The organism is Streptomyces purpurogeneiscleroticus (assembly GCF_020024005.1).
Lineage (GTDB): Bacteria > Actinomycetota > Actinomycetes > Streptomycetales > Streptomycetaceae > Streptomyces > Streptomyces purpurogeneiscleroticus.
Genome location: NZ_NHSG01000439.1, coordinates 1 through 11,856, shown reverse-complemented (window position 1 = coordinate 11,856; position 11,856 = coordinate 1). Strand labels below are relative to the sequence as shown.

Genomic DNA, 11,856 nt, shown 5'->3' with positions numbered 1-11,856 from the left:
GCGACGCCGGTGCCGGTGAGGCGGGCGGTGAAGCCGATGTCGTGGCCGAGCCGCGCGATGCCGAAGTCGCAGATCTTCACCGTGCCGTCCGCTATGCGGACGATGTTCGCCGGCTTCAGGTCCCGGTGCACGACCGCTTGCTCGTGCGTATACGCGAGCGCCGCTGACACCTGGTCGGCGATGTCGACGAAGTCCGGTACGGGCAGCGGATCCCGGCGGTTGTCCTCCAGAAGCTGGCTGAGATTGCGCCCGTCCAGCAGCTCCATGACGATGTACAGAATGCCGTCGTCCTCGCCGAAGTCGTGCACGACGGTGATGCCGCGGTGCTGCAGCCCCGCGGCCACCCGCGCCTCACGCCGGAAGCGTTCCCGCAGCACCCGCATGAACGACGCGTCCTGCTGCTGCCCCAGCGGCTTGAGGCACTTCACCGCGACCTGGCGGCCCAGGGACTCGTCCCGGGCCCGCCACACCTCGCCCATCCCCCCGCGCCCGATCAGATCGATCAGCCGGTAACGGCCGTGGATCAGCCTGCTCTCCCCCATCGCCTGCTGCGCCCCCCGTCGCCGTCGTCACTCCTGTGGCTCCCCCTGAGCACCGTGAGCCCTCAGTATGGCGGCCGGGTGGCACAGCTTGTAGGCCGACGGGCGGGTGCCGGGTCCGAGTCTGGCCACCGCGCGCAGGATGTGTTTCGGGGGCAGCTGCCAGCGCACGGTCGGCGGGACCGCCCGCAGTACGCGTCCCGCGGCGCGCAGCCGCCGGCCGACGGCCGCAGAGGACGGCACCGGCCTGCCGTACAGCTCATGCGCGTACGGAGGGAGCGTCTCGTACGCCAGCGTGGCCACGCGCCGCCACAGCAGCGCGCGTACGGGGACCAGCGGGAGGGGTGCGGGTGGCCGCTGCAGGAAGGCGTCGACAGCTGCTGCCTCCGGAGTGGCGGCCAGCTCGGGCCGCACCTCCTCGAAGTACGCGGCGAGCCCGGCCCGGTCGGCGGGCACGGTGGCGGGGTCGAGCCCCACGAGACGGGCGGCCGTGCGGTTCTCCCGTATGTACGCGTCGCCCGCCGCCCCTTGAAGCGCGTCGGCCGCGGGATGGCCGGAACGGCGGACGACCTCCAGGTAGGAGTCGATCTCGGCGCAGTGCACCCAGAGGAGCAGCCGCGGCTCATCTATGCGGTAGCGCTCCCCGGTGGCGGGGTCGGTGGCGGTCAGCCTCCGGTGGATGCGGCGGACCGCGGCACCGGCCCGCTCGGCGGCCTCGGCGGTCCCGAAGGTGGTGGTGCCGACGAAGCCCGCGGTACGCATCAGCCGTCCCCAGGCGTCCTTGCGGAAGTCGCTGTTCTGCATGACGCCGCGCACCGCCCTCGGGTGCAGCGCCTGCAGGTACAGGGCCCGTACACCGGCGATCCACATCATGGGATCGCCGTGCAGCTGCCATGTCACCGAGTCCGGACCGTAGAGGCCGGGGTCCGCTCCGTAGAGGCCGGGGTCCGCTCCGGAGGGGCCGGGGTCCCCTCCGGTCCCCCGGCCGGGCGCGCCTTCCGTCACCGCGGTACCGCCCTTCAGCCGTACGGGATCATCTGCGTACGCGGGGCATCCCCAGGCCGATCCAGGAGATGATCTCCCGCTGGATCTCATTGTTCCCGCCGCCGAAGGTGAAGATGACGGCCGAGCGGTAGCCGCGCTCCAGCTCGCCGTGGAGCACCGCGCCCGCCGAACCCTCCTTCAGCGGCCCGGCGGCGCCGACCACCTCCAGGAGCCAGGCATAGGCGTCCCGGCGCGCCTCGGAGCCGTACACCTTGACGGCGGAGGCGTCCTGCGGGGTGAGGGCGGCGCGCTGGAGGGCGTCGACCATCCGCCAGTTCAGCAGCTTCAGGGCATCCAGTTTCGTGTGCGTGCGGGCCAGCCGGGTGCGGACCCAGCCCAGGTCGATGACGCGCCGGCCGTCGGCGAGCTTGGTCTCCATGGCCCAGCGCTGGACGTCGTGCAGCGCGCGGATGGCCATCGTGCCGTGCGCGGCGAGGGTGACGCGCTCGTGGTTGAGCTGGTTGGTGATGATCCGCCAGCCCTCGTTCTCCGCACCGACCCGGCGGCTCACGGGGACGCGGACGTTCTCGTAGTAGCTCGCGGTGGTGTCGTGGCCGGCGAGGGTGTTGATGAGGGTGCAGGAGTAGCCGGGGTCACTGGTGGGGACGAGGAGCATGCTGATGCCCTTGTGGGGCGGCGCTTCGGGGTCGGTGCGGACGGCCAGCCACACCCAGTCGGCGGTGTCGCCGTTGGTGGTCCAGATCTTCTGCCCGTTGACGACGTAGCCGTCCCCGTCCCGTACCGCGCGGGTCTTCAGGGCCGCCAGGTCGGTGCCCGCGTCGGGTTCGCTGTATCCGATCGCGAAGTCGATCTCGCCGGAGAGGATCTTCGGCAGGAAGTACGCCTTCTGCTCCTCGGTGCCGTACTTCATGATCGTCGGGCCGACGGTGTTCAGTGCCATCAGGGGCAGTGGCACGCCTGCCTGGGCCGCCTCGTCGAAGAAGACGAACTGCTCCATCGGCGTGAGGCCGCGGCCGCCGTACTCCTTGGGCCAGCCGACGCCGAGCCAGCCGTCGGCGCCCAGGCGGCGGACCGTCTCGCGGTAGAACCGTTTCCGTTCGGCGGGCGCCGCGTACCGCGCGTACGCGTTGTCCGGCACCAGTTGGGCGAAGTAGGTCCGCAGCTCGGCGCGCAGTCGCTGCTGTTCGGGCGTGTATTCGAGGTGCACGGGCCCCTCCCTGTACCGGTCTGACGGCCCGTCGCTGCCGTGGCCTGACGGTCCGTAGGGTCGCCCGCACGGTAGAACGTGTTCCAGTAATACGGAAGGGGCGGACGCGCACCATGTTCCGCGCGCAGCCCACCGGGCTATCTGAGAAGGTCGAGCCATGCTGCGTACCGTCCGGGCGGTCGCCGGCCACTGGACCGCCGCCCTTCCCGTGCTCGCCGTCGTTCTGCTCGCGCTCTCCTGGGGCCGTTCGCTGCCGGGCCCGCTCGTGGCCCTCGTGGCGTGCTTTCTGGCCGGCGCGGTGCTCGCGGCGGTGCACCACGCCGAGGTCGTGGCCCACCGGGTGGGCGAGCCGTTCGGGTCGCTCGTGCTCGCCGTCGCGGTGACCATCATCGAGGTCGCGCTCATCCTCACCCTGATGACCGACGGCGGGGACGAGTCCGCCTCGCTCGCCCGGGACACCGTCTTCGCCGCCGTGATGATCACGTGCAACGGCATCGTCGGGCTGTGTCTGCTGGTGGGGGCCTTGCGGCGGCGGGTCGCGGTGTTCAATCCGGAGGGCACGGGCGCGGCATTCGCGACCGTGGCCACGCTGGCCGGGCTCAGCCTCGTGCTGCCGACGTTCACCACGAGCAAGCCGGGGCCGGAGTTCGCACCCGCGCAGCTGATCTTCGCCGCGCTCGCGGCCGTGGTGCTCTACGGGCTCTTCGTCACCACCCAGACCGTGCGGCACCGGGACTACTTCCTCCCGGTGACCTCGTCCGGCGCGGTGATCGACGCGGACGACCACGCCGATCCCCCCACCCGGCGGACGGCCCAGATCAGCCTGGGCCTGCTGGCCCTGGCGCTGGTCGGCGTGGTCGGGCTGGCCAAGGCGGTGTCGCCGACGATCGAGGCCGGGGTGGCCGCGGCGGGGCTGCCGTCCTCCGTGGTCGGCGTGGTGATCGCGCTGCTCGTCCTGCTGCCGGAGACCATCGCGGCGGTACGGGCCGCCGCCCGCGACCGCGTGCAGACGAGCCTGAACCTCGGGCTCGGCTCGGCCATGGCAAGCATCGGTCTGACCATTCCCGCGGTCGCCGCGGCGTCCATCTGGCTGAGCGGCCCGCTCGTCCTCGGCCTCGGCGCGACGCACATGGTGCTGCTCGCCCTCACCGTGGTCGTCGGCACCCTGACGGTCATCCCGGGGCGGGCAACGCCCCTGCAGGGCGGCGTCCACCTGGCCCTGCTGGCGGCGTATCTGGTGCTGGCGGTCAGCCCCTAGGGGGCTGCGGAGGGGGCTTCGGGCGGATCTTCGCGGCGTCCGGACGCCCTGTTGTGCGTCCCGTCGCGCGCCCTGTCGCGACGCCCCTAGCCGTCCTCATTGCGCGTCCGGCCGGAGTGGCGGCGCAGATGGAAGTGGGGGCCGTGCGGGATGTGCGGGGTGTGCTCGTGGCGCTCGGGGCGGGAGTGCGGCGCGGTCTCCGCCTGGAGGGCCCGCTCGGCCAGCCCGACCGGCACCGCATGCACGTGCCGGCTCTCGCAGTGCGGACAGACCGGCGAGGTCAGCGGGGAGCGCACCCTGCGCCCTTCGATGCGGTACTCCTGTGAGCGCTGGCCCGCGGCGTCGGTGACGATCACGATCTCGTAGCTCTGCTTCCAGGCATGTCCGCATCCGGTGCAGCTGAATGCGTACGTCTGCCGCAGGTCACCCGGTTCGGCCATGGCTCGCTCCCTTGTGGCCGGCGCGCCGCGCCCGGCGCGGCCGCTCCCAGGCAGCCATCATCACGCGCCCGGAGGCGTCCCGCAACGCTCGCGGCGAGCAGCCCTCGGTGCCTCACGGGGCCCAGGCCCCGGGACCGGATGCCCGGTCCCCGCCGGAGGCCACCCCGCCACTGCCGCCCGGCCCGGCGGCCAGTACGTTCTCCTCGACCGAGGGAGACGAGGACACACGATGCGTTATGCCGACGGCCCGGCGGCCGAGTGCGAGATACGGATCGCGGCGGCCGCGCCGCGGGTCTGGGAGCTGGTCAGCGACATCGGCCTGCCCGCCCGGCTGAGCCCCGAACTGCACCGCGTGGAATGGCTCGGCGGCGCCACCGCGCCCGCGCCGGGCGCACGCTTCGCGGGACACAACCGCCACCCGAAGATCGGCGAGTGGCGGACCGTCTCGCAGATCATGACGGTCACCGCCGAGCGCGAGTTCGGCTGGGCCGTCCTGGACACCGGCGGCCGGTTCGGCGCGCCGGTGGAGGACCCTGCGCAGCCCCTCGCGACCTGGTGTTTCGTCCTGGAGCCCGCCCCCGGACACGTCCTCGTGCGGCACTCGGTGCGCATCGGCCCCGGCGCCTCCGGGCTCAGCGTCGTGATCGCCCGTATGCCCGACCGGGAGGAGCAGCTGATCGAGGCCCGCCTCGCCGAGCTGCGCGCGGGCATGGAGGCGACCCTGAAGGGCATCAAGGCACTCGCGGAGGGCTGACAGCCCCGGCACACTGCACGCAGCGACTTTGTGGCGGTTTGTACAAAATCCCGCCCGGGTACTCGACGACCGCTCCGGCAGCAGGCCGGACAGAGCGCATCGGGACCGACCGGGAGGCCGCACATGCCGGACAACGAGCCGCAGGACCAGACACCCACGCCCTCGCAGGCGGAGGGCGAGCGCCAGGGGCCGGAGAAGACACGGGAGCAGCGGGGCGGCCCCGACCGCGGCCGGGACCGCGACGCACCCCGCACGACGCCCTCCCAGGCGGAGGGCGAGGACGAGGACCGCGACACGGAACGCCGCCGGGACCGCTGACGCGGCCACCTCCCCTCCCGGAACCCCCAACTCGGCGTGGTGTCGCGCTACCTGACGGATAGCCGAGGCAATCGCCGGGCAAAGGCACGTTCCAGAAACCGAGTTCGGCAACTCCTGCACCACGGGACGGCTGCCTTGGAATCGCCGCCCACCGCATCGGTCATTTCTCCCCCGGCCCGGAGGGCGGTTACTCGACGGCCTGGTACACAGCGACGGCCGGTGCGCCGTGTTCGGAGGAGAACAGGTGGTTGTCCGCGTAGTTGCCGTTCGAGTCCTCGTTGCGGTGGCTGTTGGTGCCGACGATCTGCGGCGCGCTGACCAGGTTCTTGACCATCGGGCCGCCGGACGCGCCGCTGCCCATGTCGCAGTCCATTTGGAGCCGCTCGTCCAGTGGGTTCCACTCGGAGGCGTCCACGGTGTCGCCGGCGCAGTACATCTGGTCCTCGCCGGTGAAGTCGCTGTCCGGCCGGTCGTAGCCGCGGCCGGGGTAACCGAGGGAGAAGACGAGGTCGTTGTCCGGGGAGTTGGAGCGGAACTCGTACCCGTAGGCGCCGACCTCGTCCTGAAGGTAACCGCGCTGCGCGTCCTTCTTGACGACCATGGCGCCCATGTCCGCGTAGCGGAAGTCCGGTTCGTCGATCCACTGATCGGGGACGACGGCGTAGTCCTTCACCCACCCGCCGTACGGGGCGTCGCCGCCCTCCGAACCAGGCAGGAAGATGCTGTTCTTGGTCCAGCCGCCGCTCTTCTCGTCGTAGAGGCAGTGCGCGGCGGTCCACAGCGTGGAGCGGTTCTCGTGTGTGATGACGGACGCGGTGCACCGTGCGGGCTTGCCGTTGGCCTGCTGGAACAGGAGGAGGCCGGTCTGCCGCCACGGCCACCGGTGCGGGAACGGCGTGCGCAGCGACCGGGACAGCTCGGGGTCGTCGGCCGCCCGCGCGTGGTCGTCCGCGCTCCCGGTGGCGTCCTTCGGGAGCGTCGGGCCCGCGGAAATCGACACGTCGGGCAGGTCGGCGCCGCCGGCCGGGGTGCTCTGCTGCTGCGACGAGGGCGCGTGGGCGGTGCCCGCGTCGGCGGGGTTGGCCATGGCCTCGGCTCTGCGCTCGGGGGTCCAGTAGGCGCGTACCGTACCGGGCTTGGCGGTGTCACGGTCGATCTGTACTCCGGGAAGGCGGCTGCCCTCGCCGGCACCGGGCCCGGCGGCCTGTGCGGTGCTGCCGAGGGCGCCCAGTAAGACTGAGGCGGCCATGGCAGCGACGGCGATCCTGATGCTTCCGGCTGGTCTCATGCCGCGAGGAGATCACGCCCACGGCTTGTCATGAACGGGACAAAAGCGGCAGGGCTCATTCCGTCCGCATTCTGGCCGACTGCCGGGGGTTGACAGCGCCGGGCCATGAACGAGGCCGGGCCATGAACGAGCCACCGCTCCCCCACCGTACGCAACCGTCCGTACGCGACCGTCCGTACGCAACCGCCCGTACGCAACCGTGCCCGAGGCCGCTCAGAAGAGGCCATTCGGCAGAGTTGTCACGGAAAGCCATACCCACGGGTTCACGCGTTGCGAGGGTTTGTCGGTGCTCCGTGACCAAATACCGGAATTCCGTCAGTAACACGTCAGGACGCGTACGTTTTTCCCGCTCCAGCGGGCACCTGGTTTCTGGCGCGCCCCGGAGGACCCCAGCTCCTCAAGGAGGAAATGCCATGTCAGACGTCTCACCGGCCGAAGAGCCGGAAACGCGTGGCCAGGGCCGGGCGGGAGCACTGTACGTACCCGTCCGGCCCGGGCCTGCCGGATACGCGGCCCGCCTGTTCCGTACGCCGCTCGGCGAACGTACCGCCGTCGGCTTCACCACCCTGCACCAGTTGGTCAGCACGCTCGGCCCCGGCCAGGCGTGGATCAAGCTCTCGGAGCCGGCCCTGCGGGCCCTGACCACCCCACTGGGCATCACACGTCTCCTGCTGGACCCCGCGCTCGCGGCCTCCACCGCGGCACCGAGCGCAGTCGCCGGGGCTCCGCGGCTCCCCCTCACCATCCGGCGCGGCGGTGCCCGGAGGCGCTCGGAAGTGACCACGACGCTGCCGAAGCGCTCGGACATGGCCACGGCACTGCATGCGATCGCCATCCGTCAGCATCTCGTGAAGACCGGCACCGCGCGCTGAGCGCCCCGGCGCCCGGTGGTCCTCCGGCGGATTCTCCCGCGGGTTGTCCCGCGGGAGGGCCGCCGGAGAGCCGTCCCCTCGGGCAGAATCCACCGCATGAAGTACGTGTTGCTGATCTGCGACGACGAGACGGCCTCACCCACCAACGAGGAGCTCGCGGCGGATCCCGCGCACCGGGCGTGGCTGGCCGATCTGGAACGGCGTGGTGGCGCACTCGTAGGAGCGCGGCTGCGTCCGGTCGTGGACGCGACCACGGTTCGGGTCCGCGAGGGCGAAACCCTGGTATCGGACGGGCCGTTCGCCGAGACCAAGGATTTCGTCGGCGGTCTCGTGATGGTGGAATGCGCGCATCTGGACGAGGCGATCGAGATCGCCGCCGGTCATCCGTACGCGCGGTGGGGCGGGATCGAGATCCGCCCCGTCTGGGAATGACCGCGCCCCACGGCCGGGTTCGGGCGGCGGTCGAGGCGGCCTACCGGGACGAGTGGGGCCAGGTCGTCGCGACCCTGATCGGGCTGACGGGGGACTGGGACCTGGCCGAGGACTGCGCGCAGGACGCGTTCACCGCCGCGTTGGGCAGCTGGCCGCGCGACGGCGTTCCGCGCCGGCCGGGCGCCTGGCTCACCACGGCGGCCCGCAACCGCGCGATCGACCGGCTGCGCCGCGACGCCGCGGGCGCGGCGAAGCTGCGCCAACTCGCCGTGCTGGCACGCGACTCGGAGCAGCCGCCGACGGGGTCGCCGAGGGAGGACATCCCGGACGAGCGGCTGCGGTTGATCTTCACCTGCTGCCATCCGGCGCTGCCGTTCCCGGCCCGGGTCGCACTCACCCTGCGTACGCTGGCCGGCCTGAGTACCGCCGAGATCGCCAGGGCCTTTCTGACCACCGAGCCCACGATGGCGCAGCGCCTGGTCCGCGCCACGCGCAAGATCCAGGAGGCCGGGATCCCTTACCGGGTCCCGCCTGCCGAGCTCCTTCCGGAACGTCTCGCCGCCGTCCTCGCGGTGCTCTACCTGATCTTCAACGAGGGGTACGACGAGGACCTCAACGAGGGTCATTGCAAGGGCTGGGACGAAGGCTACGACGAGGGCTGTGACGAGGACGACGTACGGCGGGGCCTGGCGGCCGAGGCCATCCGGCTGGCCCGGGTCCTGGTCCGGCTGCTGCCCCGTGAACCTGAGCCGCGCGGGCTGCTCGCGCTGATGCTGCTGCACGAGGCCCGGCGCGCGACGCGTACGGTCGACGGCGTGCTGGTCACGCTGGAGGACCAGGACCGTACCCGGTGGGACCGGGCGCTGATCGCCGAGGGAGTGACGACGCTCGGCGAAGCGCTGGCGATGCGGCGCGCGGGGCCGTACCAGCTGCAGGCCGCGATCGCCGCCTGCCACGCCACCGCGCCGGACGCGGCGAGCACGGACTGGCCACAGATCGCGACGCTGTACGCGGAGCTCAGCCGGCTGGTGTCCTCCCCGGTCGTGGAGCTCAACCGTGCCGTCGCGGTCGCGATGGCACACGGGATTCCGGCCGGCCTGGCACTGGTCAACGAGCTGACGGCGTCGGGCCGGCTCGACCGGTATCACCTGCTGCCCGCGACCCGGGCCGATCTGCTCCGCCGGGCCGGCCGGGCCGCCGAGGCCAGGGCGGCGTACGAGGAAGCCCTGAAGCTGGCGCCGACCGAGCCCGAGCGCCGCTATCTGACCAACCGCCTCCGCGCGCTCTGAAGATTCCTGAGAATTTCCGTGCCGCCGATGTCGATCCGGGGCGGCGCCCTTCGTCGGTGGGGTGACAGTCCACCAGGACGACGGTCCACCGTGGCAACAGCCCACCGTGGCATCAGTCCACCAGGACGACAGTCCACCGGGAGAAGGGGAATCTCATGACCATCGATCCGAACGCAGCCGCGCCCGAGGTCGTCGACCGGGGCACCTGGCAAGCCGAAGTGGATGCGCTGCGTACCCGGGAGAAGGCGCACACCCGCGAGGGCGACGCGATCGCTGCTGCCCGCCGGCGGCTGCCCATGGTGGAGGTGGACCCGGCCATCACGCTGACGGGGCCGAGCGGGCCGGTCACGCTGCTGGAGACCTTCGAGGGCCGCCGACAGCTGATCGCCTACTACTTCATGTGGCACGCCGGGCGGCCCGCCGCCGAGCAGTGTGAGGGCTGCACGTTCTTCACCTCGCAGGTGCGCGAACTGTCGGCGCTGCATTCCCGCGACGTCACCTACGCCACGTTCTGCCAGGGCCCGTACGAGGAGAGCGTCCGCTACCGCGACTTCATGGGCTGGGACATGCCCTGGTACTCGGCCCAGGATTCCCTGGACGCGCTGCTGGCCGGCCGGGGGCCCTTCGTGCTGGCGTGCTATCTGCGGCAGGGCGACCGGGTGTTCGAGACGTACTGGACGACAGGCCGCGGCGTCGAAGCCATGGACAACAGCTATGCGCTGCTGGACAGGACGGTCTACGGACGGCAGGAAGGCTGGGAGGACTCACCCGCAGGCTGGCCGCAGCGGTGGACGGGCACGGACGATCCGCTGAGCGCCGACGGCCGCCCGCTCGCCCAGTGGTCACGTCTGAAGGCCGGGGGCTGCTCCGACGACCTCGGCACCGCCGAGCGCTGACAGCCGCGCACGGGACGTCAGCCCGATGAGGTACCGCACGGTGGCGGGAGTCCCGGAACTCCTTTCGGCGTGATCCGTGCACGGCGGTGACGGGGCAGCCACTGCTGGAGGCCACCCTCGATGAACCGGGTGACCGGCGGTCTCCCGCAAGGTCTGGGCGGAGAGACCGCTGGACCCCAGGTGGGCAGGATCCACCAAACCGCATATATCTGCGCGAAAGAACGGTTCTGCATGGCGCCACCCGAACGAGGGACGTGAAACTCCTGCAACCCGGACCGGCCGAGCGCGCGCTGCCTACCGGATATGGGTGAGTCGGTGCCCATCGTCTCCGCGTGCGGGTGGGATTGGGTCGACTCGGCGGAGTCAAGACGGCGGATGTGCTGCCGTGGCGGTGGCCGGCGCGGTCCCACCCGCGTTTCCCTTCTTCTTTCGCTGCGGTTCCCCGCCGCAGTGCGGGGCGAGTACGGACAGCATCTGCCGGGTCTCCACCAGCAGCTCCCCGCTGACCGCGGCAGCGGGGCCGGTCTCCTCGCCGAAGGCGTCGGCCAGGCTGTCGTAGTAGCGCCAGGCATCCTGTGCGGCCCGTTTCTGCCGTTCCCGGGCCGACGCCTCGCCATCGCTCTGGTCGAACAGGTCGGCTTCGGCCGCGCAGACCTCGGCCGTCCGTTCGGCCAGTACCGCGTACCGGTCGAGGAACGCGGGGGCGGGGCGGGCGAGGTTGCTGTCCTCGCCTGTTGTCCTGACCAGCGTCCGGGTAATGACCGTCAGGTGCTCGGCGATGTCGTGCCAGCGGACGTCCTCCGACTCCGGTGGGGGCTGCGGGCCCCTCCGGCGCAGATTCCAGGCCGGGTTGAGGCGCAGGCTCTCGTTGGTCCACTGCCGCGCGTCGGCCAGCGAGCGCAGGATCGGCTGGAGGCGCCGGGCGCGGTCCCGCCACTCCTCGGCCTCGGAGGAGTCCCAGTCGTCGCGCAGCCCCTCCGCCATGTGCCGCAGCAGGCCGGCGCTGTCGCGCGGCAGGCGCTGCAACTGGTCGTACACGGAACGCAGATGAACGGGCGGGAAGACGAAGGCATTGACGCTGATGCCGATAACGGCGCCGATGCAGGTCTCCAGCAGCCGGTGGCCCACCTCGGTCAGCGAGTACGCGCCGTAGGTGATGACGAACAGCGCCGTCGTCGATCCGTAGACGCCCTGCGCGCCGAAGCGGCGGTAGGTGCCCACCAGGGCCAGCACCGGCAAGGCAATGATCATGGCGCCCAGGGTGCTGCCGCCCACCAGGGCCATCGCCAGGGACGCCCACACGGCACCGATGACAATCACGGATATCTGCTGCAGGCCGGAACGCAGGGAACGGTAGACCGTGGCGTCGACCAGGGCGAGCGCCGTCCACGGCGCCATCAGCGCCAGTGGCGCCTGCAGCCACCACCCGGCCAGCGCCCACGCGGCAATCGCGGCACCGGCCATCTTCAGCGCCTGCACCATCGTGTCGCGCTCCGGGCCCGTACCGCGTATCGCGTACCGGACCGTCCGCCCGACCGCGGCCGCCTCCCACCCCAGC

At 71.8% G+C, this 11,856-nt stretch carries 13 protein-coding genes; 7 read left to right on the top strand and 6 right to left on the bottom strand.

Features of this window, described 5'->3' with window-relative positions:
- From CCS38_RS32590 to CCS38_RS32580, 3 genes are all read right to left on the bottom strand, one after another.
- Window positions 1-542: serine/threonine-protein kinase (locus CCS38_RS32590; protein WP_223736931.1), on the bottom strand; the 542-nt coding region annotated here is incomplete at its 3' end.
- A 27-nt stretch (window positions 543-569) separates the two neighbouring features.
- The gene (locus CCS38_RS32585) at window positions 570-1,412 is read right to left on the bottom strand and encodes an oxygenase MpaB family protein (protein WP_263302836.1); all 843 of its coding nucleotides are present in this window, start codon (window positions 1,410-1,412) and stop codon (window positions 570-572) included.
- Window positions 1,413-1,572: 160 nt separating this feature from the next.
- Window positions 1,573-2,751 carry an acyl-CoA dehydrogenase family protein gene (locus tag CCS38_RS32580; RefSeq protein ID WP_223736929.1) on the bottom strand — a complete coding sequence of 393 codons (1,179 nt, stop codon included), beginning with the start codon at window positions 2,749-2,751 and terminating at the stop codon, window positions 1,573-1,575.
- A gap of 157 nt (window positions 2,752-2,908) precedes the next feature.
- Here CCS38_RS32580 and CCS38_RS32575 point away from each other — a divergent pair, with 157 nt between their 5' ends.
- Entirely contained in the window at window positions 2,909-4,009 is a 1,101-nt protein-coding gene (locus tag CCS38_RS32575; RefSeq protein WP_223736928.1) for a calcium:cation antiporter, read from the top strand.
- Between the two features lie 86 nt (window positions 4,010-4,095).
- Here the strand turns inward: CCS38_RS32575 and CCS38_RS32570 are convergent, their stop codons facing one another.
- Complete coding sequence (locus CCS38_RS32570) at window positions 4,096-4,449, bottom strand: hypothetical protein (RefSeq protein WP_223736927.1); 354 nt, start codon at window positions 4,447-4,449, stop codon at window positions 4,096-4,098.
- 229 nt (window positions 4,450-4,678) lie between these two features.
- Here CCS38_RS32570 and CCS38_RS32565 point away from each other — a divergent pair, with 229 nt between their 5' ends.
- Both CCS38_RS32565 and CCS38_RS32560 read left to right on the top strand, forming a co-directional pair.
- Entirely contained in the window at window positions 4,679-5,203 is a 525-nt protein-coding gene (locus tag CCS38_RS32565; protein WP_223736926.1) for an SRPBCC family protein, read from the top strand.
- 123 nt (window positions 5,204-5,326) lie between these two features.
- Window positions 5,327-5,521, top strand: coding sequence for a hypothetical protein (locus CCS38_RS32560; protein ID WP_223736925.1), 195 nt, complete (start codon window positions 5,327-5,329; stop codon window positions 5,519-5,521).
- A 187-nt stretch (window positions 5,522-5,708) separates the two neighbouring features.
- Here the strand turns inward: CCS38_RS32560 and CCS38_RS32555 are convergent, their stop codons facing one another.
- On the bottom strand, window positions 5,709-6,770 hold the full coding sequence (locus CCS38_RS32555; protein ID WP_223736924.1) for a trypsin-like serine peptidase: 1,062 nt from the start codon (window positions 6,768-6,770) through the stop codon (window positions 5,709-5,711).
- A gap of 452 nt (window positions 6,771-7,222) precedes the next feature.
- Between CCS38_RS32555 and CCS38_RS32550 the strand changes: the two genes are divergently transcribed.
- The 4 genes from CCS38_RS32550 to CCS38_RS32535 all read left to right on the top strand — a co-directional run bounded on the left by CCS38_RS32550 (window position 7,223) and on the right by CCS38_RS32535 (window position 10,298).
- Entirely contained in the window at window positions 7,223-7,681 is a 459-nt protein-coding gene (locus CCS38_RS32550) for an SAV_915 family protein (RefSeq protein ID WP_223736923.1), read from the top strand.
- A gap of 96 nt (window positions 7,682-7,777) precedes the next feature.
- Entirely contained in the window at window positions 7,778-8,113 is a 336-nt protein-coding gene (locus CCS38_RS32545) for a YciI family protein (protein WP_223736922.1), read from the top strand.
- On the top strand, window positions 8,110-9,402 hold the full coding sequence (locus CCS38_RS32540; RefSeq protein WP_223736921.1) for an RNA polymerase sigma factor: 1,293 nt from the start codon (window positions 8,110-8,112) through the stop codon (window positions 9,400-9,402). Before CCS38_RS32545 ends, CCS38_RS32540 begins: the two co-directional genes overlap by 4 nt.
- Window positions 9,403-9,557: 155 nt before the next feature.
- A complete protein-coding gene (locus CCS38_RS32535; protein ID WP_223736920.1) occupies window positions 9,558-10,298 on the top strand; it encodes a DUF899 family protein in 741 nt (246 codons plus the stop codon).
- Between the two features lie 363 nt (window positions 10,299-10,661).
- On the opposite strand, the gene CCS38_RS32530 is transcribed toward CCS38_RS32535, so the two are convergent.
- On the bottom strand, window positions 10,662-11,856 hold a 1,195-nt coding region (locus CCS38_RS32530; RefSeq protein ID WP_308050906.1), incomplete at its 5' end, for an FUSC family protein.

Coding starts and splice junctions, on each gene's coding strand:
- CCS38_RS32570 (WP_223736927.1), bottom strand. CDS start 4,449: ATGGCCGAACCGGGTGACCTGCGGCAGACGTACGCATTCAGCTGCACC.
- CCS38_RS32555 (WP_223736924.1), bottom strand. CDS start 6,770: ATGGCCGCCTCAGTCTTACTGGGCGCCCTCGGCAGCACCGCACAGGCC.
- CCS38_RS32575 (WP_223736928.1), top strand. CDS start 2,909: ATGCTGCGTACCGTCCGGGCGGTCGCCGGCCACTGGACCGCCGCCCTT.
- CCS38_RS32560 (WP_223736925.1), top strand. CDS start 5,327: ATGCCGGACAACGAGCCGCAGGACCAGACACCCACGCCCTCGCAGGCG.
- CCS38_RS32565 (WP_223736926.1), top strand. CDS start 4,679: ATGCGTTATGCCGACGGCCCGGCGGCCGAGTGCGAGATACGGATCGCG.
- CCS38_RS32550 (WP_223736923.1), top strand. CDS start 7,223: ATGTCAGACGTCTCACCGGCCGAAGAGCCGGAAACGCGTGGCCAGGGC.
- CCS38_RS32540 (WP_223736921.1), top strand. CDS start 8,110: ATGACCGCGCCCCACGGCCGGGTTCGGGCGGCGGTCGAGGCGGCCTAC.
- CCS38_RS32535 (WP_223736920.1), top strand. CDS start 9,558: ATGACCATCGATCCGAACGCAGCCGCGCCCGAGGTCGTCGACCGGGGC.
- CCS38_RS32545 (WP_223736922.1), top strand. CDS start 7,778: ATGAAGTACGTGTTGCTGATCTGCGACGACGAGACGGCCTCACCCACC.
- CCS38_RS32585 (WP_263302836.1), bottom strand. CDS start 1,412: ATGATGTGGATCGCCGGTGTACGGGCCCTGTACCTGCAGGCGCTGCAC.